The sequence below is a fragment of the Chryseobacterium sp. JV274 genome (assembly GCF_903969135.1).
Lineage (GTDB): Bacteria > Bacteroidota > Bacteroidia > Flavobacteriales > Weeksellaceae > Chryseobacterium.
Map to the genome: position 1 here is coordinate 5,115,418 of NZ_LR824569.1, position 25,617 is coordinate 5,141,034.

The following is a 25,617-nucleotide window of genomic DNA, read 5'->3' on the forward strand; positions in this document are numbered from 1 at the left end:
ATGAAGCTTTTAATAATGTTTCCCTTTGTTCTGTCATTACTAGCTAATCCAAAAGAAATTGTTTCTGGAAAACTATCTTGCAGAGATTTTAAAAATGGAAAGTTTGTGCTAATAAATAAGAAGACAAATAAAAAGTATCTAATAGAAAAATCCAAAGATTTTCAGAAAGAAGAGGTTTTTGATCTATCTACAAATATAAAGTTACAGAAGGATAGATACTATAAAATATTGTGGAAGAATGATTGTCAATTTACATTACTATTAGATCTTACCAAAAGCCAGCATGACGAAGTTGACAAATATATTAATACTCATGGTGGGTACCTTTGTACAATCAAAAAGATAGAAGGAAAATGTGCTATTATTGAAACTCAATTTGAAGGAGATATTTTTGCTTCTGAAATTTGCAAAATCCGATAAAAGATAAATTTACAAGCGTGTGGCTTATTTAGGGTATTGTTTTTTAATACCCTAAATTTCAAAATCACACTTAAGTTGACTTAAAGTATGGAGGGTACAAAAAAGAAAATAGAGAACATTTTAAGAATGTCAGAAGATGAAAGGTATAACTACTTCATCAGAAAAGTAGCAGATTTTGAAGAACTTTGGGGATTAAATGATGATGGTTGGGCTCTACTTGGAGATAATGATGATAATCGAATATTTCCCGTATGGCCAGAGAAAGAATTTGCTGTACTTTGCGCGGTTGATCAATGGAAAAATTATAAACCTGAGGTTATAACATTAGATAACTTTATTGAAAAATGGATTCCCGGAATGACCAATGACAAGACATTGGTAAATGTTTTTCTTACACCAAATGCGAAAGGAACGGTAACTTCACCAAAAGATCTTCTCGATTATTTACAAGAAGAATTAGAACAGTATGAGTAATGAATCAAAGAGAAATTGAAAACATTTTAAGATTAGAGCCTATTAAAAGATATGAATACTTTATTAAGAAGGCTGCAGACTTTGAACAACTTTGGACAATTATTGATCAGGATGGGGATTATGTTATTTCAGAAATTGATGAATTTAATCTTATATCATTTTGGCCTGCTGAGGAGTTTGTTACATTATATTTGGAAAGAGGTTGGGACGATTGCAAACCTATCAAATTAACTTTAGATGATTTAAAAGAAAATATATTCGATATTATTAATTCTGAAAATTATTTAATTAATGTATTTCCTGTAAATGGGAAATCAGGATTTGTAGTAAATCTCGAAGAATTTAATCGAGATTTACAAGAAGAGCTAGATAAGATAGAATAATCCTGCTGTTGAGCGTCCCGCTCGTATCAAAAATAGAGTAATAACAGCCCTTGCAGAAATACAAGGGTTTGTTTTAATCTATTTGGGTTTTATAATTAAAAAATATATGATAACATACAAAGGAATTCAAATATATATAATAGATAATCTTTATTTGGAAACAAAGGAATTAGATGCTTATATAACTAAAGAAATTAGAGTTGCCATTGTTAATAATGAACCTGAAAAGTATATAGAGGTTATTAAATATATTATAGATTATATCGTAGATAGTAAACCAATTATTTCTGAAAATCAAAATATTGGCTATTATTCGTGGCTTTTGCAATTTAGACTGGATCAAGATAACTGTTATGATCTGTATGAGCCAAATGTAGACGGTAGCGATTTTAATAAAGGCTGTGATACAGCAATTTCGGTTGTTAGGCAGCAAAGCGAAACATGTTGGCAGCAGAATCTTATTCCTCTCTTTCCAAACTTCAATCAATCAGTTGTTATATCAGATGGTGTTTACGAAGGAAAGGATATTGAAGGAATTAGATATGATTCACCTCAAGATGAGAGTGGATGGTACCTTATCACGGATGATTATAATGACGATATTAAGTCATTAAAAATGGTGCATTTTTATCATGTTGCATTTGCTCGGCCTGATATTTTAAAGTACTTAGCAATACCTTCTGGATATAGATTCCTTATGAAAGAGGGAAAGATTGAAATTCGTCAGGATGATGAGGAATAACTGTCAATTTAAAATTGATCACGTTTTACATTTGTTCATTTTACTTAAATAAAACCTGATATTGGAGTATTTTATAAACACAGGCAATTTAATTGATTGTCTGTGTTATTTCTTGGTGCACTGTAATTTTGTTATTGGAATATAATTTTTAAATGGCTGATGTTCTATTAATATCAAAAATGTCAATATCATTTTCCTGAAATATGTCTTCTAGTGCAGAACCCCCATTCTCCATTCTGTAATCAAGTTCTCTATCAGATATTGGGATGCACATAAGCCAATGAACCGTCTTAGTTTCAAGTTCCAATGATTTCAATTTATCTGCCCATAGAAATGGAGATACAAACATAATATGTTTCATCTCCGAAGTTTCATAATACATTTCGATAATCCGCATAAATACTGACCCCGGTTGGCACTCCCAACCATTCTTGGTAATATAAAACCCTGCTGTGGAAAGAATGTTAGATAACAGCTCAAATTCTTTATATCCACCAATAAGAAGTTCAATCGGAATATTTTTAAAGCTGCTGTCCTTCATTTCAATTTTGTTAGGGTAGTCAGAAACACCGATGGTGCCACAAAATTTTATTTTTGAGTAAAGCTGGTCATCACATGTAAGAATATCAATGAAATTTTTATTGAGTTCGTCCCAATGGCGATCAACTATTCTATTAATACCAACAACACTTGTTATATAGTTAACCAATTCTATGTTTTCAGTAGAAGTATGTTTGGACATTAAATTAATTTTTATTAAATATAAGATACTTTGGTTAATGTGCAATATGGGTAACAGATCGAGAAGGAACTTATAATACTTTTGATAGGGAATTCCGTAAAAAAGAGGAGTTTGTTATGGGGTTTTTACGGTGTGTTATTTACTGCATAAGGTATATTTTTGCTCAACTAAAAATCCTTGGAAAATTTTATACTTCAAAAATAGATTTACTGGAATTGATAGTTAGTTTTTCATAACAGAAAAATGGATGTGACTTACCAAATGACTAAAATAAAAGTCATTTGGTTTTTTATTATTACCTTTTGCATTTGGGAAACTTTTTTATTATTGCCAGTTCCAAAGGAGTGATCGTTTCTTGGTTTATGAGTTTCACCAATTATTATAACATTAGAAAATGAATTACGAAGAATATAGTAAGACAAGATTAGACAGGTTAGTTGAATCCCAGAAGAAGTTTAAAGAAATTTATAAAATTGATTCTTATGAAAATTGGTTTTATGACAGTGAATTAGAACTTTTAAGGTTATATAACGATGATAATGATGAGGTGTATTTTAAATATGTTCCTGTCGGAAGCTATTCTTTAAAATCAAAAACCTGGATGTGGAGTTGGTTTAATAGCCATTCCATTGAAAAGAATAAAAATGAACTTCTGATAGTAAAAGAATTTGGCATTGAACATAATTATGAAAAACTTTACAATGGAACTTTCCCAGGTGATGAGTATGATGGGTGGGAATTATCTTCAATTTGTTTTGATTTTCTAAAAGGTGTTGGTGTGTATAAAGTTAATACTGATGATTTAGAAAAATACCTGTTAGTCATCAACGTTCCCGATGAACAATCATCAGAAGTAAAGATGATGAAGCAAAAAAAGGTTGATTGTGATAGTCATGGATATTCAAGACCTGCATTTGTATGTCAGCATTTAAATCTTGAAGTACCAAAAGGTTTTGAAGAAGCCTTTGATACTTATAAGGGGATGGAATTGGAAGAAGATGAAGATTTACAGGCTTGGTGTAGTGAATGTGAAAAAATCAGAGTTGAATCCGATGGTTGAAATGAGGAGTCTGAAAAATTCGCGGGGATAACACTGATATGTGAGAACTGTTATTTTGAATTGAAAGAATTCAATAAAAATATGCAATAGTTGAATAGATTTATCCGCACCAGAAATCAATAATATGACTTGAAGGATTCTACAGCAATGAAAATCAAAAGAAGCTAATTGTCAATGGAACTAATCAGCGTGATTGAATTGAATATAAAGATGAATTCTACTAAAAAACATATGAAAAATCATGATAAAAATTAATCTACTTTTTGTTTTTATAAGTTCAATACTGTTTGGGCAGAATAAATGGAAAGACTCTATCGTATATAGCAGATATCCTGATGGGCAGCAGGCGTATATTGGTGGTAATATCAAACTCTATAAAGATATACATGAACTTATAGGAAAAAAGAAACTTAATCCATGTGATAATAAGAAGGAATTATATATTGCAGAAGTTGTTGTTTACCCTGATAAGACTATAAAGTTATTAAAAAAGTCAAATATAGAAAGTGCCCGGAAAAATAAATGTGCATTTGAATTGAGCCAAGCCGTTTTGGAAGATTTGCAAGGTTGGATTCCTGCAGAACTGGATGGAAAAAAAGTTCCGGTAATTCAAAAGATAATCATGTTTCCTGATAGTTTATTTGAAAACTATAAAGAAGGTTATGATCCAATGAATTACTACGATAGGATAGCAGAATTTCCTGGTGGGAATGCGGTTTTTAAAGAACAGTTCAGCAGAAAGGTAAGTACTAATGGTTTTAAATTTGATCGGTTTGGACGGATATATTTGAAATTTAAAGTGGATAAAAATGGTAAAGCTTTTGATTTTATAGTGAATCCAACATCAGGGAATATCGGTTTTGATAGAATGGTTATTAATGCTGCCAAAAGTATTAAAGGGACTTGGAGGCCGGGCAATATCCATGGCGTTAATGTAGAAACTAAGCTGGAAATTCCACTAACAATTAATGACCATTAAAAACGGCTGTATAAAACTGGTGCCTGGATATTCAATATGAAACAATTACAGTTGTAGCTGCCTTTCAAATAAAAATTAACAAATTAAAGCAAGACTAATGTGTTAATTTATCTTTTTTCTTAATCTAGTGAGTTTGCTTTCGAGTGTAAGCATTTCATGATTTTAATATGCTAAAATAATCATTACACTGTTTTACAAGGCGGCTGTTGTGTCGGGATCTTTTAGATAAATTTTAGGGAGAGATAAGTGACAGGGAGCAATACGAATTGCTGGTAAAAAATCTTGAGAATGAAGACATAGCAGGGCTGAATAAATGGACCGTTATTGGAAAATATAGTATGAAGAATATTTTATCTAAAACAAGTTGGAATATATCATAGACTGGGTTGATGGATGAACGGTTCTGAGCCCGTCAATGCAAATGGTAATTTTGAACTGCGTTATCAGAAAATGAAATCTGTGTTCAGTGTATCATATAGCTTGTGATTTTTTTGATCAGATGAATAAACCAAGACCAAGCCAAGTTTCTAGGTTATTAAAAATTCAAGGAAGTCAACCTGTGCATTTTTGGAAGTCGTTCAGAGTTACCTTTAAAACTTACATTATTAATAAAGTGGAGTGAAATAGTATCTTATTGCTAATTACTAAACTTCTTTTTATATTTGTAATATTAAAACTAAAATCGTTCTTTAAATCTTTTTGTTAGATTTTGTAGATTAAGATATTTATGGAATTGTGGCAAATTCGTGGCTATTGTTGAATCTGAAATTTAAATAGTATTCATTTTCAACAATTTATATAAAATGGTTCGAATCCCTCACTCTCCGCAAACTATTGAATTAAAATAGTAAAAAAGCTGTAAAATATTTTACAGCTTTTTTGTTTTGTGTAAGTACCAAATGTGCTAAATAATCATAATCTTAAAACGATCTGTTTACTATCCGGTAAAAAAATTAACTTGATCATTTTACTTCATTTGAAAGTATCCGAATGATACTAATATCAAAATCCTTAAAGAATCTTAAACTTATAAAAATCTATCAGAACATCGAAATCTATCGATAGGTTATGTTTTGCCTGATGGTGGAAAATCAACAATTTTGCAAAAATTATTATTGACCTGATGTTTACATCAATGAAAGTAAGATTCTAAAAACACATTTGCCTAATTAAAATCTGGTTTATAAATTATTAAGATGATTTATGAAAGGTTGATTAATCTCACGTAAGAGTGAGGATTCACAACCTTTATTACCTCAAATTTTAAATGAGAATATGAGAAAAAAAACACATAAAGCACTGATCTTACCTTGTTGCTTCTTTATCGGTATATTGAATGCGCAAGTAGGAATGGGTACAAGTAACCCACAAGGGATTTTACATGTAGATGGAGCTAAGGATAATTCTGCTTCAGGAGTACCAACGGCAACACAAGTTTCTAATGATGTTATTGTAAATAAAACAACAGGATTCATTGGTGCAGGCGTTCTTAATCCTAAGGTTCAGTTGGATATCAGATCAGCAGGAAGTGAAAATGCTCTTGGTTTAGGGACAACAATGATGTCGGCAACAACGGCAGGTGCGGGTGCTACACGATATGATATAAACAGTTTACCAGTGGGTGCTAAAATCGAAGTGTCTGATGGCGCAGTATGGCACAAAGCGTATATTGCCCCTCAAAAGGCTGTGATTGTTGTTCGTAAAATTGTAAGTCAGTCTATACCATCTGCTTCTGCAACAACCATTATTAACTGGAATGAGGTACGTGACATGAGCAATAGTTTTGATCCCAGCTCTGGCGAATTTACAGCTCCCCGAAACGGAACTTATACTTTTTTATTAACATTCAATTTTAACGGAGCAGTTATTAGTGATGGTTCAAGAGTTGAGTCACAATTTTATAATCCTACTACAAGCACTGTTCTTGCCAGTGTGTATAAAACTTTCGGTCAGTCTATGACAGGTACAGCTGATGACGCAAATGCTATACGTTCAACACAGGCTGGAGGATCGAGTACTGTTACCCTTACTCTTACGGCAGGGACTAAAGTAAGTGTAAGATTATATCAAAATCTTACTTCAGGTGCTATTCCGCTTAGAGTTACTACAGATTCTTCGAATCCTGCAAATCCAGATGATGGATTTAACAATTTAACCATAATAGAACATTAAGATATAGACTATGAAAAAGAAGATCAATATAACTTATAAACTATTTGCTTGTATTTTATTTTTTTCTGCAGCTAAAACAATGGCACAAACAGGTTTTTTTACTCCTACGCCGGCACAACCTCTACATATAGATGCAGGAAAAGATAATGGCTCAGCACCTGATGCAACAAAAATATCTAATGATGTTGTTGTTACATCAACTGGTCAGGTTGGCTTTGGACTTTTAAATCCCGTTACTAAAGTTGATCTGAGGTCTTCGTCTGATCAGGGAATTATTGGTTTAGGCAATAATACACAAAGCCCCTCTGCCGCAGGGGGAGGAGCAATACGTTATAATAACGGTGGATTTTTAGAATATTCCGACGGTGAACAATGGATAGCATTACCACTTACTGCTCCAACAAAAGCATTGGTAAATGCCAGTAAAGGCTCTGCACAAAGTATTCCAAGTGCAGCTTCAACAGTTATTACAGGATGGACAGAAACAGTTGATTTAGGGGCCGGTGCCAGTGGAGATTTTGATCCTTCCACAGGGGTTTTTAAAGCTCCCCGTGATGGTTTTTATCTGGTTTCTTTCAATATTACCCTGGCTAATGGAAATATCCCTAAAAATACATTTGTCGAAACTGCAATAGAAAGCAGTCAAAGTACAGATAATATTCCTGTATTTAAAACTATAAATTCTTATCCTGCTTTTCAGGCTGGTGCAGTAAGTAATTATATAAGTGGTAACTGTAATGCTATCTTCAATCTTAAAAAAGATGATACTATAAAATTCAGCATAAGGCATAATATAGGCAGTGCCCGAAATACTTTGAATGACAGTAAATTAAATAATTTAAGTATAAGTGAATTGTAAACACGTAATAATGGGACAAAAAAATAAAATAAAAAAATTGATCAGTGCTGTTATTGCTTTGTCACTGAGTGTAACCTATATAAATGCTCAAATAGGAATAGGAGTACCCAATCCGTCAAATCCGCTTGAGGTTAAAACGGATGCCGGTAATATTATAGTTAATAGTTCCGGAAAATTGGGGACTATGGTTGCCAATCCCAAAGTAGCTTTGGATCTACGCGGCGGAACAAATAGTTCTGTGGCTATTGGAAATACTACGAAAACAGCTGCCCAGGCTGGGGCCGGAGCATTACGGTATATTGCAAGCCCGGCCATTGGGGTAAAGGGATATTTAGAATTTTCTGATGGTTCAAATTGGGTCAGTTTTTTTCCTAAAGGGAAACCGCGTATTATAGTAATGGCAAGTAAAACTACTCAGGATACCTATGTATTTGAAAGCGCAGTTCCTTCAGAAATAGGAACCAAATCCGGCATAGTGCAGAGAAGATCTTCTTATTTAACGAACTGGACTGAAAAATTAGACTCTGATTCTGGGGTTCCAACCTCAAATTTTGATCCGGCTACAGGTGAATTTACAGCACCACGCGATGGAGTTTATTTTGCAACATTTACTTTTGCATTACAATCCAGCCAGGTAAATACCGGGGCTAACAATCAGACAGAAGCTATTTGGGAAGTTAGAGATTCTGCCGGAACAATTACCCAAAGAATAAAAACAAATAATGGGTATGCTTCTGATACCGGAGCCAGTCCCAATGCCGTACCGGTAGGTTCAGCCTGTACAGTAAGTGTATACCTGAATAAAGGTAGCAAACTAAGACCTTTTACCTGGATTACAGTAGCATTTGATGGTACAACCAGCCAGTTTGATGTATCAGGAAGTGGAGCTTACAATGCGCTTACGATAGTTGAACAATAAAGATATTTTAATAAGTTTGAACAATCTGATTTTAATTTTTAAGTCTCCCAGCTTGATTGCGGGAGACTTTTTTTTGAATGAAAACGTAAACTTAAAATAAAAACCTGCAACTCATACGAATTACAGGTTTCTATTTTTGGAGAATACAGTGTTTTAACTTAAAATCTCACATGGTGCTATACAAATCACCCAGGGACATCTCTTTATTCCCGGAGGAGGGCAGCATGCTTCGGAACAACTTAATGCTCCGCCATTAATATTCTTCAACTGATCTCTTGAAATTTTTTTAGAATTTTTCATAGTCAAGTAATTGAATTAAACTAAAACTTAAGGTTGGTTTCCACCACCACATCCATCGTATGGCATACATTGCCACTTTCCGCCGATTAAGCAAAGCTGTCCGCCTCTGCAGTCAATTCCACCCTTGATTGTTTTCAAATCCTGTCTTTCGATTTTCTTTAAATTTTTCATAATAATATAGGTTTAGTTCTATTCGAAATTAATCAATTTTTATCAACTGTTGTAGAATTATCATGAAAATATTTATTTTCAATCAGTTTATTGTTTAATATTTTCCTTTAGAATTTCTATAATTAAACAAAATATAATGTATGTGAAGTAGGTTAAATAAGCCTTGTTAAAGGAATGCACAAAGAATTGATTTCTTTTGAGTAAAATCTTGTCTTGTGACAAGTTGGATTTCGTAATGACTTGCTAATTTTGGTTAAAAGTTTAATGACCAAATCCGATAATATTATGAAAAGTCTATTCAAATTCTCAACCCTATTGAAATCATTACTGATTTTAATGATTACCATTATCACATCACAGGTATATGGACAAAAAGTGAAACCTTCTGAAAGTGGCTATGCACCTGCTAACGGCAGCAAAGTTTATTATGAAGTCTATGGTAAAGGGAAGCCCATCGTATTATTGCATGGTGCTTTCATGACTATTGATACCAATTGGGGACAGCTGATTCCTGAACTGTCAAAAAACAGGAAAGTAATCGCTGTTGAATTACAGGGACACGGGCATACTCCGTTTTCAGAACGAAAATTATCACATACTGCTTTGGCAAGTGATGTGACAGAGGTAATGAATTATCTGAAAATTGATAAGGCAGATGTGGCAGGATATAGCTTTGGGGGAGCAATCGCTTATCAGCTGGCAATACAAAGCCCGGAAAGGCTGAACAAACTAGTTATTATTTCTTCAACGTATAAAAATAGCGGCTGGCTTCCTGAAGTAAATAATGCATTTAAAGGAATGAAACCTGAACTCTTTATGAACAGCCCTATGCATACTGCTTATGATGCCGTAGCGCCTGATAAAACAAAATGGACAAAGTTTCTGGAGCAGATGATAGCCACAGCTGGACAGCCATTTGATCTGGGTGATGATAATATTTCTAAAATTTCAGCACCAGTTTTAATTATAGCAGGTGACAATGATGGATTGGATAAAACCGAACTATCAAAAACCTATAAATTATTGGGAGGTGGAGTGTCTGCAGATATGGGACCTATGCCAAAATCCCAATTGGCTATTGTTCCGGGGCAAAGCCATGTCAGCCTGATGATGCAGATAGCAACAATTCTGAACTATCTGAACAGCTTTTTACAATAATCAGATACAATATCATTTATAAATTGAATATCATGAGAAAAATAACTGTCATATCAATGATTACAATGGATGGTGTCATGCAGGCACCCGGCGGTCCTGAAGAAGATACATCCGAAAACTTTAAATATGGTGGATGGACTGTATCGTATGGTGATGAGCTTTTCGGTGAAATCATGCAGGAAGAAATGAAACAGACTGACTATCTTCTGGGAAGAAAAACATTCGATATTTTTTCATCTTACTGGCCTCAGCACGCTGAATTCTGGCCGGGAATCAACGAAGGGAATAAGTATATTCTGTCTCAGTCTATAGAGAATTCAGATTGGAAGAATACATTTTTTCTCAAAAATCTGGATGATATCCGGAAGCTTAAGCAATCAGAAGGTGCTGATATTCAGATTTGGGGCAGCAGTGAACTTATTCATCTGCTGTTGAAGAATGACCTTGTAGATGAACTTCGTCTAAAAATCTATCCGTTGATTCTTGGTGAAGGAAAAAAACTGTTTGACGATAATTCTGTTCCGTCTGCTTTTGCCCTCACGGAAAGCCATGTAACATCAAAAGGAGTTATTATAGCTAACTACAAACGTTCTGGTGAGATTGTGACAGGCAATGTTGAAATGTAAATAGAGGCCTTTCATTAATTTTTATTTTTTACAACTGTTAAACCTACAATATGGATACGAAATTTGAAGCAGGAATAAATATTGCCATAAAAATTCCCAAAAGTAAATATGACAAAACGGTAGTCTTTTACAGAGACATCCTAAAACTGAACGTCGAAGAAAAACCGATTAATAATCCAACGGTTTCCAGAACCCATGAGGTAAAATTCGGGAATAATATCATCTGGCTGGACTGTGTAGATAATTATACCCATTCCGAAACCTGGTTACAGCTTACAGTTCCTGATGTAGAGCAAGCTACAGAATACCTTCGGTCAAACGGAGTAGAAACCTGTGACGAAATTGAAGAGCTTCCCGAAAATATGCATTGGATTACCGATCCTGCCGGCACAGTCTTCAATCTACAGGAAAGAAAATAGCAAAAGAAAGAAAGACGATGTAGAAAATTGCTTAGAATATGGTTTTAATCAAAAAATTAATATCTTTAACCATCAAATCATTAAATTTTAAACAATTCATGAAGACGAAAACATTAACTTTCATCTTAACCCTCTTTTTTCAACTGGTAAGTATCACTGCATTTTCTCAGAAAACAGCTGCTCTGAACTCTTTATTAGATAAAAATACAGAATTTATTTTTCCGCAGACTCCCGATAAAATATCAAAAGCACTGAACATAAAAACTGTTTTTTATGAAGATGCCAATGAAGAGAAATACGCGAAATGGCCTATGAAGACAGGATTGGAACTCTATTGCAGCCTGGGTAAAAACAATATTGTTGATGAGATGTTTTTTACCATTTCAGACAATAAATCCGTAGTGGTAGAAGGACTTCCATTTGGCCTTATCATGAATAAAAGTACATTGCAGGACAGTAAAACTAAGTTCAGTAAATACAATGCTAAAACGCAGAAACTTGGTGCAGACAGTGAATTTCCGGGAGGCTCAAAACTGATTTTTAAGAAAGGAAAACGGTTTGCAACCTTGTTTTTTGATAATAAAAATCTGCTAAAATCTTTAGGACTTACTACAGAACTTATTGATCCGGCTGTCAATTAATTTCAACAGCTTTCAAATACTATAAAATCCGTCACTTTTTTGGCGGATTTTTTCAATGTATTGAATGAAGTGCCACCGTGTAAAAATGATCTCTTTCATTCATCCGTAAAAATCCTCCATTCATTTCTTTATTTCCTGAGTTCATTGTTTTCTGATTGAACCACAGAAGCAGATAGAATAACTTTGACATATCAAAACAGAAATAATTAACATCATAAACTATGAACAGAGAATTAATTTTATTAAGAACATTTGCTTTTACAGCAGTTATTGGAATTGTATTTTTAACAGCTTCAGCTTTCAAAACAGACGGACATGAGAAATTCACAGAGATTGATGTTGAAAGAATCAATATTGTTGAAAAAGACGGTACTGTAAAGATGATCATTACCAATGTAGAAAAATTTCCCAACGGAGAAGATAAAATAAACGGTAATCCTACCAATAAAACAAGAAAAAAACGCTCAGGAATGCTTTTCTTCAATGAAGACGGAATAGAATGTGGAGGTTTTATTTATGATGGGCAGAAAAATAAAAACGGGCACAGCTCGGGATTATCCCTTACTTATGATCAGTATAACGGTGATCAGGTAATGCAGCTTTTGACTCAGGATTATAAGAAAGGAGATAAAAGAGTAGTGGCAAGCGGGCTTTATTTCAATGACCGCCCATCAAAAGAATCACAAATAAAAACCGGGGAAATAATGGCAGAGCTGAACCAGATAAAAGATCCGGAAGCTGCTCAGAAAAAATATAAAGAATATGAACAGCAGGGACTGATTGGAGGAGCACCAAGAATGATGCTTGGGAAAACCAAAGATGAACATAACGGATTGTTTTTATTCGACAGTAAAGGCCAGCCGCGAGACAGATTCTGTGTAGATAAAAATAACGAAGCAAAACTGGATTTCTTAGATGATGAAGGAAACGTTACCGCATCATTTCCTGAAAAGAAAAAAAAATAATACAAAGAAACAGCCCTGTAAAAATATAGGGCTATTTTTGCAAAAAAGACCATTCAGAAAGCCGATGAAAACCATTGTAAAACGGATTAATCAAAACAGGTATTTTCTTCTGTTTATCCTTTTGTTTGCCTATGTACAATCTATTCATACCCGTATTGGGATAAGAAGAACATTAGACTGGTATATTTTTACTCCGGAAGCTGCAGTTGTCACTCTTATTAGTGCCTGTATCTTGTTTTTTGTGATCGATTTTTTCATTAAAAACTGGCAGAAGTCATCAACATTCAGCATCACAGAAATCCTTAAAATATTCAGTTCATCACTGTTGACCTATCTTGTGGTGATGAAGATAATAGGCTTTTTGATTGCCTTTGCTTTTGGAAAGATTGAGAAGAATTTTAATCAGGAAGTTGTTATTCTTTCCACTTTTTCAGATTTGATCGGGGGCTTTATTTATGGAAGTTTTTTTCTGGCATACCGTTACTACAAAAAGAATACAGACTATCAGAAACAGCTTGCTCTTTATGATCATGCATTGTCTGAAAGTAAAATTAATCAGCTGAAAGCGCAGCTTAATCCTCATTTTTTGTTCAATAATCTCAATATTCTGGACCAGCTCATAGAAGAAGATAAACGAAAAGCTTCCGACTTTCTTAACGAATTTGCAGAGATATACCGCTATGTTTTAGATGTTTCCGATAAAAAATTAGTAGCAGTGGAAGAAGAGCTTGCTTTTGCAGAGAAATATTTTAATCTGATCCAGTACAAATACGGAAATGCCTATTCATTAGAAATAAATCATATAAGATCCCCAGGAAATATTATCCCGTTATCATTACAGCTGCTTTTGGAAAATGCAGTTCAGCATAATCTTGGAACGCTTACAAATCCAGTTGTAGTCACCATAAATCTGGATCAGACAATAACCGTTTCAAATAATGTTATACCGAAGCGTAACAGTAAAAAAACGTCTGGAAGAGCGTTGAACAATCTTAAAGAACAATATACGTTATTAACCGACCGACAGGTAGAAATATTAAAAACAGAAACCGGATTTTCAGTAACACTTCCTATAATTCCAGTATAAAAATATGATAAAAGTTATAATTATCGAAGACGAAATTCCTGCCAGAAACAAATTAAAACGTTTTATCAGCGAATTGGAAGAACCGGTTGAGATCGTTGCAGAGATTGATACCGTAGAAGAAGCCGTTACTTTTTTTAAAAATTCAACAGTAGACCTGATCTTTTCTGATATAGAATTATTGGATGGAAATGCCTTTGAAATCTACAGTCAGGTGAACATTTCAAGCCCGATAATTTTCACAACCGCTTACGATCAGTATTGGATGAATGCCTTTGAAAGTAATGGTATAGAATATCTTTTAAAACCATTTTCACAGGAACGTTTCCAAAAAGCATGGGGTAAATTTCTTTTATTAAGAACTTCTGCATCAGAACAGAATGATGTCCTGATAAAACTTCAGCAAATGCTCAATAACAGTCATCCAGAGAAAAAATATAAAAAAAGATTTACGGTCTCCTCACATCAGGGAACTTATTTTGTAAATACTGAAGAGATCACTTTCTTTGAAGCAGAAGAGGGAATTGTCTTTGCTTTTGATACTGCAGGAAAAAAACATCTGTTGAATGAATCTACACTAAAAGAAATTGAAAATCAGCTTAGTCCTTCGGATTTTTTCAGAATTAACCGAAGTGAAATCGTTCAGAAAATACATATTGAAAGGATAGAGCGTTACAACAGAAATACACAGTCTATCCAGATAAAAGGACATAAAATCCACCTTATCACAAGCCAGAGTAATACCTCTGCTTTCAGAAAATGGATTGAAGAATAAAGATTAAATTTTTGACTGAAAATGATATAAAAAAGATCATTTGAAGCCAGAAAATGAGCATCCATTATCGCTAAAAAAAAAGTTTTAAAAAACGCTTCAATTCCAGAATGAAAAACAATAACAAGTAGACAGTTTCTTTGAACTTGTCTGATTTTTTCACGACATATCTTGTGGATTTTGTAACAAAAAATGGGCAGGATAATCTAAATTATAATGTCTGTTGGGTGAAGAATGTATTTTTAATAATAACATAATCAATGGATTATGATTAAATAATTATTGTTTGCATAAAATATCTTTCATGTTTTTATAAAATACCTATATTTACCACCAAGGAGTTCTTAACATCTTCTTTATCAACCGAAACTGGTTACACTTAGCTGTGTCTTAAAAGGGAATCGTGTGCAAATCACGAACTGTCGCGCAACTGTAAGTAACATCAAGGTTTTTATCAAAAAAGGTCCACTGTATACCTCGTTATATGGGAAGGGCGATAAAAACTGTTACAAGTCAGGAGACCTGCCTATTTCGAATTGACGATGCTTTCGCGGTCTGAAGCTTATAGTCAGGTATGATACGATATGGATAACAGTGGGATCAATATATTTTGTCAGCTCGTGTTATTTTTGTGATGCAGATAAGTAGTGGAGCGGTATGCTCTTTCATTATCGTGTATTCATCGTATTTTTCCTTTTCCATATTTTTCTTTCTCACAGGCATTGTGAAGTTTATCAGGAACTTTTTATGAGGATTTAATCAATATAAAAAGTTAAAAAAATGTATCCATTCGATTTCGATTATTCATACAGCAGCAGACTTGGAAATAAACAGATTGGCACGGAGATAATGGCTCTGAATTCCGGATTACAAAAATCGATTAAAACAAATCAGTTACTTTTTGATTTCCTTTTTAACATATCATGCAATGCCGGTAGCTATTGTGATGCCTGTTCATGGTTTTCTGTAAAACAAATTTCAACTAAACAATAAATATTATAATGACTACAAGTGAAAGTTTGAAGTCTCCCGGTATGAAATTTCGGGAGGCCATGCGAAAAGAAAGTCCTCTTCAGATTGTTGGCACCATCAATGCCAATCATGCATTGTTAGCACAGCAGGTAGGTTTTAATGCAATTTATCTTTCAGGAGGCGGTGTTGCTGCGGGTTCTCTGGGGATTCCGGATCTAGGAATTACCACGCTGGAAGATGTATTGATTGATGTTCAGCGTATCACGAATGTTTGCGATGTACCGCTCATGGTAGATGTTGATACCGGATTCGGACCTTCAGCATTCAATGTGGCAAGAACTGTAAAGTCACTGATTAAAGCTGGAGCTGCGGCCCTCCATATTGAAGACCAGGTAGGGGCAAAACGCTGTGGACACCGCCCGGGAAAAGAAGTGGTAACCAAAGAAGAAATGGTAGACAGACTGAAAGCAGCGGTAGATGCCCGTACCGATGAAAATTTTGTAATTGGTGCCCGTACCGATGCATTTGCTAATGAAGGATTGGAAAAAACATTGGAAAGAGCAGCAGCTTATAAAGAAGCTGGAGCAGATTTTATTTTTGCAGAAGCCGTTCCTGACTTAAGCTTTTATCACAAGTTTGTTGAAGCTGCAGGAGTTCCAGTGCTGGCTAATATTACCGAATTCGGGATGATCAGAATGTACACGGTGGAAGAATTAAAAAATGCAGGCGTGGGACTGATCCTTTATCCGCTTTCTGCTTTCCGTGCTGCCAATAAAGCCGCTCAAAATGTATATGAACACCTTCGTAAAGACGGAACACAGATCAATGTATTGGATACTATGCAAACCAGGGAAGAACTCTATCAAAGCATCGGATACTATGACTACGAACAAAAATTAGACAACCTTTTTAAACAAAATAATTGATAATGTCAACTAACAGTGAACCCACATTTAAACCTAAAAAAAGCGTTGCGCTTTCAGGGGTAGCAGCAGGTAATACGGCTCTTTGCAGTGTCGGAAAAAGTGGAAACGATCTCCATTACAGAGGATATGATATTCTGGATCTGGCAGAGAAAGCACAGTTTGAAGAAGTAGCTTATCTTTTGATCTACGGCCAGCTGCCAACCGGAGCACAATTGAAAAACTATAAAGCCAAACTAAAATCTTTGAGAGGGCTGCCTCATTCTGTGAGAAATATTCTTAAGAGTATTCCTGCAGCGGCTCATCCCATGGATGTCATGCGTTCCATGGTTTCTGCTATCGGAAGTATTCAGCCAGAAAAAGATGATCATAATATGGCGGGAGCAAGAGATATTGCAGACAAATTACTGGCATCTTTCAGCTCAGGTCTGTTATATTGGTATCATTATACCCATAATGGAAAAGAAATTGACGTAGAAACCGATGATGATACAATAGGAGGGCATTTCCTTCACCTGCTGCATGGGAAAAAACCTGCAGATTCCTGGGTAAAAGCAATGGAAATCTCGTTAAACCTCTATGCAGAACATGAATTTAATGCCTCAACATTTACCAGCCGTGTGATTGCCGGAACAGGATCTGATATTTACTCTGCAATTACCGGAGCAATTGGTGCTTTGAGAGGACCTAAACATGGTGGGGCAAATGAAGTTGCTTTTGAAATCCAAAGCCGCTACAATTCTCCTGATGAAGCAGAAAGCGATATTCGCAAGCGTATTGTGAACAAAGAAGTGATTATTGGCTTTGGACACCCGGTGTATACCATTTCAGATCCGAGAAACGTCGTGATTAAAAAAGTGGCGAAAGAACTTTCTGAAGAAGCAGGAGATATGCTGCTGTATAATATTGCTGAAAGATTGGAAACGATCATGTGGGAAGAAAAGAAAATGTTCCCGAATCTGGATTGGTTCTCCGCTGTTTCTTACCATCTGATGGGAGTGCCTACTCTGATGTTTACTCCGTTATTTGTCATTTCAAGAGTGACCGGATGGAGTGCTCATATTATAGAACAGAGACAGGATGGAAAGATTATCCGTCCAAGTGCCAATTATACAGGGCCTGAAAACAAAGAATTTGTGTCCATCAACGACCGGAAATAATGGAAAATAGAATGTCGGAAATGAAAAAACAATAATTCATTTTCAATTTTCCACTCTTAACTTTTAATTAATTAAAATTTTTCAATAATAAAAAATGAGTTCACACATCTCAAACGAAAGACCACAACCCGATCAGGTATTAACAGACATTGCAGACTATGTTTTAAATTACGAAATTAAAAATGACTTAGCATGGAAGACCGCTCACTACTGTCTTCTGGATACAATCGGCTGTGGGCTGGAAGCATTGACTTACCCGGCATGTACAAAACTTTTAGGACCTGTGGTAAAAGGGACAGTAGTTCCTAACGGCGCAAAAGTACCGGGTACCCAATTCCAGCTGGATCCCATTCAGGCAGCGTTCAATATCGGAGCGATCATCCGTTGGCTGGACTTCAATGATACATGGCTGGCAGCAGAATGGGGACATCCTTCTGATAACCTTGGAGGGATTCTGGCGACCGCAGACTGGTTATCCAGAACAAATATTGCAGAAGGAAAATCACCTTTAAAAATGAAGAAGGTACTGGAAGCAATGATCATGGCTCACGAAATTCAGGGCGTAATGGCATTGGAAAATTCATTCAATAAAGTAGGACTGGATCACGTTTTATTGGTAAAATTAGCTTCCACAGCAGTTGTAGGAAAGCTGGTCGGATTAAACCGTGATGAAATTGTCAATGCCGTGTCACTGGCTTTTGTGGACGGACAGTCTTTAAGAACTTACCGTCACGCTCCCAATACAGGTTCCCGTAAATCATGGGCGGCAGGAGATGCTACCTCAAGGGCAGTACGTCTTGCCCTGATTGCAAAAACAGGAGAAATGGGCTATCCATCTGTATTGACAGCAAAAACATGGGGATTCTATGATGTTTCCTTCAAAGGGAATGAATTCAAATTCCAGAGAGAATACAGTTCTTATGTAATGGAAAATGTACTCTTTAAAATTTCTTTCCCTGCCGAATTTCACTCGCAGACTGCAGTAGAAGCCGCAATGACATTACACGCAACTTTAAGAGGCCTTGGAAAAACAACAAATGATATCGAAAAAATTACCATCCGTACCCATGAAGCTGCTATTAGAATTATTGACAAAAAAGGTCCGTTAAATAACCCTGCTGACCGTGACCACTGCATCCAATATATGGTAGCTGTACCATTGATCTATGGAAGATTAACCGCTGCCGATTACGAAGATAACATCGCTTCAGATCCAAGAATTGATGTACTTCGTGACAAAATTGAATGTGTGGAAGATGTTCAGTTTACTGCAGATTATCATGATCCGGAAAAACGCTCCATTGCCAATGCGATGACGGTAGAACTTAATGACGGAACTGTTTTAGACGAAATAGTGGTAGAATATCCTATTGGTCACAAACGAAGAAGAGACGAAGGTATTCCTGAACTGATCAAGAAATATAAAGTCAATCTTGCCCGTATTTTCCCGGAAAAACAACAAAGAACAATCCTTGAAAATTCATTGGAATATGACACATTAGTGAATCTTAACGTCAATGAATTTGTAGATTTTTTAGTCATTTAAAATCAAAAGAGATGGAGAATTGAATATCAAAATGTTTTTAAAGAATAGTCGATATTTTTTTTGGAAATGATCAATTCTCCATTCTCATTTTTATGATTAAAACTTTCAATGCTCCATTTTAATTTAAAAAATTATGTCACAAAAAATAAAAATATTAATCAATGGAAATTTTACAGAAAGTAAAACGAAAAACTATCTTCCTGTAGAAAATCCTGCTTCACAGGAGATTCTGGCAGAAGTTCCTCTCACGGAATTGTCTGAAATAGATGAAGCTATTGAAGCCGCTGCAGAAACTTTCAAAATATGGAAAGAAGTTGCCACTCCGGAAAGAGCAAGACTATTTCTGAAATACCAGCATCTTTTAAAAGAACATCAAAAAGAAATTGCGGAAATCCTTTCCAAAGAAAACGGAAAAACCTTTGCAGATGCTATGGGAGATGTTTGGCGCGGCATAGAAGTCGTAGAGCATGCCTGTAATATTCCGACCCTGATGATGGGGGAAACAGTAGAAAACGTAGCAAGAGGAGTAGATACCTACAGTTACATTCAGCCTCTTGGGGTCTGTGCAGGAATTACTCCTTTCAACTTCCCGGCCATGATTCCTTTGTGGATGTTTCCTATGGCGATAGCATGCGGTAATACCTTTATCTTAAAACCTTCAGAGCAGACTCCTATGACCTCCATGAAAATGGCAGAACTGTTTTTGGAGGCAGGTTTTCCTAAAGGTGTTTTAAATATTGTTCACGGTACCAAAGATCAGGTAAATCATATTTTGAATCATGCCGACATCAGGGCTATTTCATTTGTAGGCTCTGTACCGGTTGCAGAACATGTCTACCGCACCGGAACCGATAATCTCAAAAGAGTTCAGGCTTTTGGCGGAGCTAAAAATCATATGGTAGTTATGCCCGATGCCAATAAAAGTCAGGTGATTAATAATCTGGTAGGAGCTTCCTGTGGTGCGGCCGGTCAGCGTTGTATGGCGATCAGTGTGGCTGTATTGGTAGGAGAGTCTCAAAATTGGATAGAAGATATTAAAACTGCTTTAAGTACAGTAAAGCCAGGGGTCTGGTCTGATGAATCAGCTGCATTTGGCCCATTGATCAATAAGCAATCTAAAGAGAAAGTAGTAAGGTTGATCAAAAGTGCCTACGATCAGGGAGCAGAAGTCCTCCTGGATGGAAGCAGCTATACCGTAGAAGGCTATGAAAACGGATATTTTGTAGGCCCTACCTTATTTAGCAGTGTTTCTGTGGATATGGACATCTACAAAGAAGAAATTTTCGGGCCGGCATTGCTGTTATTAAAGGCAGAAACCTTAGATGAAGCGATAAGGATCATTAATGAAAACCCATACGGAAACGGAACCTCAATTTTTACTAATTCAGGAGCCGCTGCAAGAAAATTCCAGCATGAAATTGAAGTAGGGCAGATTGGTGTCAACCTTCCGATTCCTGTTCCGCTGCCATTTTTCTCTTTTACGGGATGGCGGAAATCATTCTTTGGCGATCTGCACTCTTATGGAAAACAAGGCGTTCGTTTCTATACCGAAACCAAAACCATTACCGCCCGCTGGTTTGAAGAAGATGTGCCGGGAGGAAGTGTGAATATGACCATCAACTTAAAATAATGTAAAACGGATAATTGAGATAATTAGCCTTCTCAATGATCCATTTTTTTACATTCAATTATTCATTCTCAATTCAAATAAATTTTCAATTTAATACTATGGAGTTTAACCTAAATGAAGATCAGCTGGCATTTCAGGATGCTGCGAGAAAGTTTGCTGAAAAAGAGCTGTTTCCATATGCTTCAGAATGGGATGCTGAAAAGAAATTTCCCAAAGAAGCTATTGTTAAGGCCGGAGAATTGGGCTTCTGTGGTATATACACCAGTGAAGAAGCCGGAGGATTGGGACTATCACGGTTGGATGCTGCCATTATATTTGAAGAATTAGCAGCAGCATGTCCTTCTACTACAGCCTATATTACCATACACAACATGGTTTCATGGATGGTTGATGAATTTGGAACTGATGAAATCAGGAAAAAATTATGTCCGGATCTGGCATCAGGCAGACTCTTGGGCTCCTATTGCCTTACTGAACCAGGCTCAGGCTCAGATGCAGCAGGTTTGAAAACAACAGCCGTCAAAAAAGGAAATAAATATAGTATTAATGGAACCAAAGCATTTATCTCCGGGGCAGGTGAAAGTGATATATTAATTGTCATGGCCCGTACGGGAGAATCTGGCACCAAAGGAATCAGTGCATTTGTAGTACCTGCAGATGCTTCGGGAATCAGTTTAGGAGAAAAAGAAAAAAAGCTGGGCTGGAATACACAGCCGACCCGTTTTGTGTTTTTAGATCATGTGGAAGTAGAAGAGAAATATCTTTTAGGTACATTAGGGGAAGGATTTAAAATAGCTCTGAAAGGATTGGACGGAGGCCGCATCAATATTGGCACATGTTCCGTAGGAGCAGCACAGGGAGCAATCAATCAGGCTCAGCGCTATATGCATGAAAGGCAGCAGTTCGGAAAATCTTTGGCCCAGTTTCAGTCTCTTCAATTTAAAATTGCAGATATGGTGACGGAGTTGGTCGCAGCCCGTCAAATGGTACAGTTGGCAGCATTTAAGCTTGATTCCAAAGATCCCAATGCCACTACTTATTGTGCCATGGCGAAAAGATTGGCTACGGATATGAGCTTTAATATATGCAACGAGGCCCTTCAGATCTTAGGCGGCTATGGCTGTACACAGGATTTTCCGGTTGAAAGGCTGATGCGTGATGCCAGAGTACATCAGGTAGTGGAAGGAACCAATGAAATTATGAAACTCGTGATTTCAAGAAAGATCCTTGAAGAAGGAGCCACTTTACAAATAAGATGATAAACAGAGTTTTCATATTTAACTTAGAAGCTGTTTAAACTTTATTATTAATTATTTTAACCACAAAAGACACAAAAGCTTTTATTTTAAAACACTTTAGTTCACTTAAGTAAGGCTAAAATGATGTCTCAGAAAAGCTCACATAAGATGAAAGTCAAAGATTTTCACAAAACTTAGGTGTACTTTTTATCCATAAAGCCAGGCACTAAAGAAACTTAAGTGTTTAAAACTTTTGTGACTTTTGTGGTTTGATAAAGTTTAGACAACTTTTTAATAATAATTTTCAATTTTCAACTCTCAATTTTTAATTAAATACCATGAGTGTAATTATAACAGAAATAAAAAATAAGGTCGGGATTATTACTCTGAACTCTGAGAAAACCCTCAATTCGCTGTCATTGGAAATGATAGAAGAACTGAAAGTTATCTTGGAAAACTGGAAGACTTCTGATGAAGTAGCCTGTATATTCCTTCAGGGAGCTGGCGAAAAAGCATTCTGTGCAGGTGGTGATGTAAGAAAATTACATGATGCTATTATTGCGCAGCGTAAAGTAGATGCTTCAAAGGTTCCACAGGACTGTTTCGACTTCTTTTCAAAAGAATATCAGGTAGACTATGCCATTCATACATATCCAAAACCTGTCATCGTCTGGGGACACGGAATCGTTATGGGAGGCGGAATTGGTTTAATGGTAGGATCCTCACACCGCATCGTTACAGAAAAAAGTAAACTGGCAATGCCTGAAATTACAATTGGACTGTATCCTGATGTAGGGGGAACCTGCTTTTTGAATAAAATGCCTTCCGCCTATGGAGTTTATTTAGGATTAACAGGCGCAAGACTGGATGGAGCAGATTGTAAATTCTTAGGACTGGCAGATTATTTTATAGAATCTTCCTCAAAAGAAACTGTTCTGAATGCCCTTCAACAGGTAGACTGGGACGGAGCATCTCATAAAACTGTTTCCCATATTCTCGAAAATATTTCAAAAGAAGTCATTATTCCTGAGTCTCAGGCGGAATTACACGCTTCTTTTATCAAGCAGTTTGAAGAAATCAACTCTCTGGAAGATTTCAGAAAAATATTGATCAGCCATAATGATAAAGATGAATGGATTAATAACGGTGTGAAAAGCTTTGAAGCCGGATCTCCAAGTTCAGCGCACATTATTTTCAGACAATTGAAACAAGGTAAAGATCTAAGCCTTGAAGAGGTTTTTCAATCTGAACTGAATCTGTCGTGTCAGTGCTGTATCCACCCTGATTTTGCAGAAGGAGTAAGAGCATTATTGGTAGACAAAGACATGTCTCCGAAATGGCATCCCGCAACATGGAAAGAGATTACGGAAGAATGGATAGATTCTTACTTTAAAGAATTGAAAATGGAAAATGAAACATTGAGAATGGAGATTTAAGTATTGAAAATAAGACTTTTATGACATTCATAGATGTTTTTAATCAATAGAGAACTTTGAACCCTCAACTTTAAACTTTAAACTAAAAATTATGTCAAATATAGCATTCATAGGATTAGGAAATATGGGTGGGCCAATGGCTATTAACCTGATCAAAAAAGGTCATCACGTTGTGGGTTTTGACCTTTCGGAGGAAGCTTTGAAAATACTGGTGTCAGAAGGAGGAAAGGCTGCAGGATCTGCTGTGGCCGCTTCTGAGGATGCAGATGTAGTGATTTCAATGCTGCCTTCCGGAAAACACGTAGCTGATCTTTATTCAGAAGATTTTATGAGCAGCCTGAAACCAAACACATTATTAATTGACAGCAGTACCATTGATGCAGTTACAGCCCGTACAGTGGCTGAACTTGCTGCTTCAAAAGGCTGCAGAATGATAGATGCACCCGTTTCCGGAGGAACTGCCGGAGCTCAGGCAGGTACACTCACCTTTATTGTGGGTGGTAAACAGGAAGACTACGAAAAAGCCAGGCCGATACTCAAGTGTATGGGACAGAATATATTTCATGCCGGAGAATCCGGGGCGGGTCAGGTTGCTAAGATCTGTAATAATATGCTGTTGGCCATTCACATGATCGGAACTTCAGAAGCTATCAATCTGGGGGTGAAACATGGTCTTAATCCTCAGGTTTTAAGTGAGATTATGCAGAAGAGTTCCGGGAAAAACTGGTCCTTGGATGTTTATAATCCCTATCCGGGAGTAATGGAAAATGCTCCGGCTTCCCGTAATTATTCTGGTGGTTTTGCCGTAGACCTGATGACAAAAGATCTGGGCCTTGCTGCAGAAGCGGGTTTGGAAACCAAAACATCTACACCTCTTGGCAATACCGCATTGAATTTGTACAGAATGTGGAGCGAATCCGGAAATGGAAAAACAGACTTTTCAAGTATTATTCAATTTCTAAACAGAGACCTTTAAAAATTGAATAGAAGGTAAATACTGTCTATGATTACTTTTTAATAATTATCAACTATCAATTAAAAAAATGACTTTCGAAACATTATTATATCAACAAAACGGACCTGTCGGAACGCTGACGATAAACCGTCCGCAGGCATTAAACTCCTTGAATGAACAGGTTTTACAGGAACTGAAATCATTTGCCAGCAAGATAAGATCAGATAAAAATATCAGAGTATTAATTATTACCGGTTCCGGGGAAAAAGCTTTTGTTGCAGGGGCTGACATTAAAGCCATGCAGCAAATGACTCCCGCAGAAGCAGAGACTTTTTCTATTGCTGCACAAACTGCTTTTAATGCTATTGAAGAACTTCCGTTTGCTGTGATAGCTGCTGTGAACGGTTTTGCATTGGGAGGAGGGTGTGAACTGGCATTATCCTGTGATATTATCCTGGCTAGCGGGAAAGCAAAATTTGGACTCCCTGAAGTGACATTAGGATTATTGCCTTGTTTTGGCGGAACCCAGCGTCTGCCAAGAGCTATCGGATTATACAAAGCAAGGGAAATGGTTTTCTCCGGAGAATTTTATTCCGCAGAAGCTTGTAAAGATTTTGGTTTTGTCAATCATGTTTTTGCGCCCGAAGAATTACTCAACGAAGCTCAAAAACTGGCAGAAACAATTGCCGCAAGAGGACCTGTAGCTGTGGCAAAAGCAAAACAGTCTTTAAATACAGGATTTGAACTGCACATTACGGATGGGTTAAAACAGGAAGCTGCATTATTCGGAGAGTTGTTTACAACAGAAGACCACCATGAAGGTATCGGGGCATTTATAGAAAAAAGAACCCCGGACTTTAAAGGAAATTAA

The 25,617-nt window shown here is 36.2% G+C and carries 28 protein-coding genes and 1 riboswitch; of the genes, 24 read left to right on the forward strand and 4 right to left on the reverse strand.

Going from position 1 to position 25,617, the window contains the following annotated elements:
• The 4 genes from CHRYMOREF3P_RS23545 (at position 1) to CHRYMOREF3P_RS23560 (ending at position 2,019) form a co-directional block, all read left to right on the forward strand.
• Positions 1-420 carry a hypothetical protein gene (locus CHRYMOREF3P_RS23545; RefSeq protein WP_180565664.1) on the forward strand — a complete coding sequence of 140 codons (420 nt, stop codon included), beginning with the start codon at positions 1-3 and terminating at the stop codon, positions 418-420.
• An 87-nt stretch (positions 421-507) separates the two neighbouring features.
• Entirely contained in the window at positions 508-894 is a 387-nt protein-coding gene (locus tag CHRYMOREF3P_RS23550) for a DUF2750 domain-containing protein (protein ID WP_180565665.1), read from the forward strand.
• Positions 894-1,277, forward strand: a complete 384-nt coding sequence (locus CHRYMOREF3P_RS23555) for a DUF2750 domain-containing protein (RefSeq protein ID WP_180565666.1) — start codon at positions 894-896, stop codon at positions 1,275-1,277. The genes CHRYMOREF3P_RS23550 and CHRYMOREF3P_RS23555 overlap by 1 nt, the downstream gene beginning before the upstream one ends.
• Before the next feature lie 106 nt (positions 1,278-1,383).
• Positions 1,384-2,019, forward strand: a complete 636-nt coding sequence (locus CHRYMOREF3P_RS23560) for a hypothetical protein (protein WP_180565667.1) — start codon at positions 1,384-1,386, stop codon at positions 2,017-2,019.
• A gap of 148 nt (positions 2,020-2,167) precedes the next feature.
• On the opposite strand, the gene CHRYMOREF3P_RS23565 is transcribed toward CHRYMOREF3P_RS23560, so the two are convergent.
• A complete protein-coding gene (locus CHRYMOREF3P_RS23565; RefSeq protein ID WP_180565668.1) occupies positions 2,168-2,761 on the reverse strand; it encodes a suppressor of fused domain protein in 594 nt (197 codons plus the stop codon).
• Positions 2,762-3,155: 394 nt separating this feature from the next.
• On the opposite strand from CHRYMOREF3P_RS23565, the gene CHRYMOREF3P_RS23570 reads away from it, so the two are divergent.
• The 5 genes from CHRYMOREF3P_RS23570 (at position 3,156) to CHRYMOREF3P_RS23590 (ending at position 8,750) form a co-directional block, all read left to right on the forward strand.
• Positions 3,156-3,821 (forward strand): DUF6882 domain-containing protein, encoded by a 666-nt coding sequence (locus CHRYMOREF3P_RS23570; RefSeq protein WP_232539094.1) that lies wholly within the window; start codon positions 3,156-3,158, stop codon positions 3,819-3,821.
• A gap of 241 nt (positions 3,822-4,062) precedes the next feature.
• Positions 4,063-4,800, forward strand: a complete 738-nt coding sequence (locus CHRYMOREF3P_RS23575) for an energy transducer TonB (protein ID WP_180565669.1) — start codon at positions 4,063-4,065, stop codon at positions 4,798-4,800.
• Between the two features lie 1,275 nt (positions 4,801-6,075).
• Positions 6,076-6,972, forward strand: coding sequence for a hypothetical protein (locus CHRYMOREF3P_RS23580; protein ID WP_180565670.1), 897 nt, complete (start codon positions 6,076-6,078; stop codon positions 6,970-6,972).
• Positions 6,973-6,982: 10 nt separating this feature from the next.
• Entirely contained in the window at positions 6,983-7,831 is an 849-nt protein-coding gene (locus CHRYMOREF3P_RS23585; RefSeq protein ID WP_180565671.1) for a hypothetical protein, read from the forward strand.
• A gap of 10 nt (positions 7,832-7,841) precedes the next feature.
• Positions 7,842-8,750, forward strand: a complete 909-nt coding sequence (locus CHRYMOREF3P_RS23590) for a hypothetical protein (RefSeq protein WP_228408688.1) — start codon at positions 7,842-7,844, stop codon at positions 8,748-8,750.
• A 153-nt stretch (positions 8,751-8,903) separates the two neighbouring features.
• Here CHRYMOREF3P_RS23590 and CHRYMOREF3P_RS24435 read toward each other — a convergent pair whose 3' ends face one another.
• Together CHRYMOREF3P_RS24435 and CHRYMOREF3P_RS23595 are read right to left on the reverse strand one after the other, a co-directional pair.
• Positions 8,904-9,050 (reverse strand): bacteriocin-like protein, encoded by a 147-nt coding sequence (locus CHRYMOREF3P_RS24435; RefSeq protein ID WP_167375285.1) that lies wholly within the window; start codon positions 9,048-9,050, stop codon positions 8,904-8,906.
• Positions 9,051-9,077: 27 nt separating this feature from the next.
• A complete protein-coding gene (locus CHRYMOREF3P_RS23595) occupies positions 9,078-9,221 on the reverse strand; it encodes a bacteriocin-like protein (RefSeq protein ID WP_175627206.1) in 144 nt (47 codons plus the stop codon).
• Positions 9,222-9,506: 285 nt separating this feature from the next.
• On the opposite strand from CHRYMOREF3P_RS23595, the gene CHRYMOREF3P_RS23600 reads away from it, so the two are divergent.
• From CHRYMOREF3P_RS23600 to CHRYMOREF3P_RS23615, 4 genes are all read left to right on the forward strand, one after another.
• A complete protein-coding gene (locus CHRYMOREF3P_RS23600; RefSeq protein ID WP_180565672.1) occupies positions 9,507-10,379 on the forward strand; it encodes an alpha/beta fold hydrolase in 873 nt (290 codons plus the stop codon).
• Between the two features lie 32 nt (positions 10,380-10,411).
• On the forward strand, positions 10,412-11,005 hold the full coding sequence (locus tag CHRYMOREF3P_RS23605; RefSeq protein ID WP_180565673.1) for a dihydrofolate reductase family protein: 594 nt from the start codon (positions 10,412-10,414) through the stop codon (positions 11,003-11,005).
• Positions 11,006-11,055: 50 nt separating this feature from the next.
• A complete protein-coding gene (locus CHRYMOREF3P_RS23610; protein WP_180565674.1) occupies positions 11,056-11,424 on the forward strand; it encodes a hypothetical protein in 369 nt (122 codons plus the stop codon).
• Between the two features lie 98 nt (positions 11,425-11,522).
• A complete protein-coding gene (locus tag CHRYMOREF3P_RS23615; protein ID WP_139348477.1) occupies positions 11,523-12,065 on the forward strand; it encodes a hypothetical protein in 543 nt (180 codons plus the stop codon).
• A gap of 52 nt (positions 12,066-12,117) precedes the next feature.
• Here CHRYMOREF3P_RS23615 and CHRYMOREF3P_RS23620 read toward each other — a convergent pair whose 3' ends face one another.
• Positions 12,118-12,255 (reverse strand): hypothetical protein, encoded by a 138-nt coding sequence (locus tag CHRYMOREF3P_RS23620; protein ID WP_175627205.1) that lies wholly within the window; start codon positions 12,253-12,255, stop codon positions 12,118-12,120.
• A gap of 31 nt (positions 12,256-12,286) precedes the next feature.
• Here CHRYMOREF3P_RS23620 and CHRYMOREF3P_RS23625 point away from each other — a divergent pair, with 31 nt between their 5' ends.
• The 11 genes from CHRYMOREF3P_RS23625 to CHRYMOREF3P_RS23675 all read left to right on the forward strand — a co-directional run bounded on the left by CHRYMOREF3P_RS23625 (position 12,287) and on the right by CHRYMOREF3P_RS23675 (position 25,617).
• Positions 12,287-13,030: a hypothetical protein gene (locus CHRYMOREF3P_RS23625; protein ID WP_180565675.1), complete on the forward strand. Its 744-nt coding sequence runs from the start codon at positions 12,287-12,289 to the stop codon at positions 13,028-13,030.
• A complete protein-coding gene (locus CHRYMOREF3P_RS23630; RefSeq protein WP_077414595.1) occupies positions 12,981-14,117 on the forward strand; it encodes a sensor histidine kinase in 1,137 nt (378 codons plus the stop codon). Before CHRYMOREF3P_RS23625 ends, CHRYMOREF3P_RS23630 begins: the two co-directional genes overlap by 50 nt.
• A 4-nt stretch (positions 14,118-14,121) precedes the next feature.
• On the forward strand, positions 14,122-14,889 hold the full coding sequence (locus CHRYMOREF3P_RS23635; RefSeq protein WP_180565676.1) for a LytR/AlgR family response regulator transcription factor: 768 nt from the start codon (positions 14,122-14,124) through the stop codon (positions 14,887-14,889).
• A gap of 350 nt (positions 14,890-15,239) precedes the next feature.
• Positions 15,240-15,431: riboswitch (cobalamin riboswitch) on the forward strand.
• A gap of 456 nt (positions 15,432-15,887) precedes the next feature.
• Positions 15,888-16,784: a methylisocitrate lyase gene (gene prpB / locus CHRYMOREF3P_RS23640; protein ID WP_180565677.1), complete on the forward strand. Its 897-nt coding sequence runs from the start codon at positions 15,888-15,890 to the stop codon at positions 16,782-16,784.
• Positions 16,785-16,786: 2 nt separating this feature from the next.
• Positions 16,787-17,941 carry a 2-methylcitrate synthase gene (prpC, locus tag CHRYMOREF3P_RS23645; protein ID WP_077414587.1) on the forward strand — a complete coding sequence of 385 codons (1,155 nt, stop codon included), beginning with the start codon at positions 16,787-16,789 and terminating at the stop codon, positions 17,939-17,941.
• A 94-nt stretch (positions 17,942-18,035) separates the two neighbouring features.
• Positions 18,036-19,487: a bifunctional 2-methylcitrate dehydratase/aconitate hydratase gene (locus tag CHRYMOREF3P_RS23650; protein ID WP_180565678.1), complete on the forward strand. Its 1,452-nt coding sequence runs from the start codon at positions 18,036-18,038 to the stop codon at positions 19,485-19,487.
• Between the two features lie 133 nt (positions 19,488-19,620).
• Positions 19,621-21,117: a CoA-acylating methylmalonate-semialdehyde dehydrogenase gene (locus CHRYMOREF3P_RS23655; protein WP_077414583.1), complete on the forward strand. Its 1,497-nt coding sequence runs from the start codon at positions 19,621-19,623 to the stop codon at positions 21,115-21,117.
• 98 nt (positions 21,118-21,215) lie between these two features.
• Positions 21,216-22,376: an acyl-CoA dehydrogenase family protein gene (locus CHRYMOREF3P_RS23660; RefSeq protein ID WP_180565679.1), complete on the forward strand. Its 1,161-nt coding sequence runs from the start codon at positions 21,216-21,218 to the stop codon at positions 22,374-22,376.
• Between the two features lie 317 nt (positions 22,377-22,693).
• On the forward strand, positions 22,694-23,791 hold the full coding sequence (locus CHRYMOREF3P_RS23665) for an enoyl-CoA hydratase/isomerase family protein (RefSeq protein ID WP_180565680.1): 1,098 nt from the start codon (positions 22,694-22,696) through the stop codon (positions 23,789-23,791).
• A gap of 91 nt (positions 23,792-23,882) precedes the next feature.
• Positions 23,883-24,767, forward strand: a complete 885-nt coding sequence (gene mmsB, locus CHRYMOREF3P_RS23670) for a 3-hydroxyisobutyrate dehydrogenase (RefSeq protein ID WP_180565681.1) — start codon at positions 23,883-23,885, stop codon at positions 24,765-24,767.
• Positions 24,768-24,834: 67 nt separating this feature from the next.
• Entirely contained in the window at positions 24,835-25,617 is a 783-nt protein-coding gene (locus tag CHRYMOREF3P_RS23675; RefSeq protein ID WP_077414575.1) for an enoyl-CoA hydratase/isomerase family protein, read from the forward strand.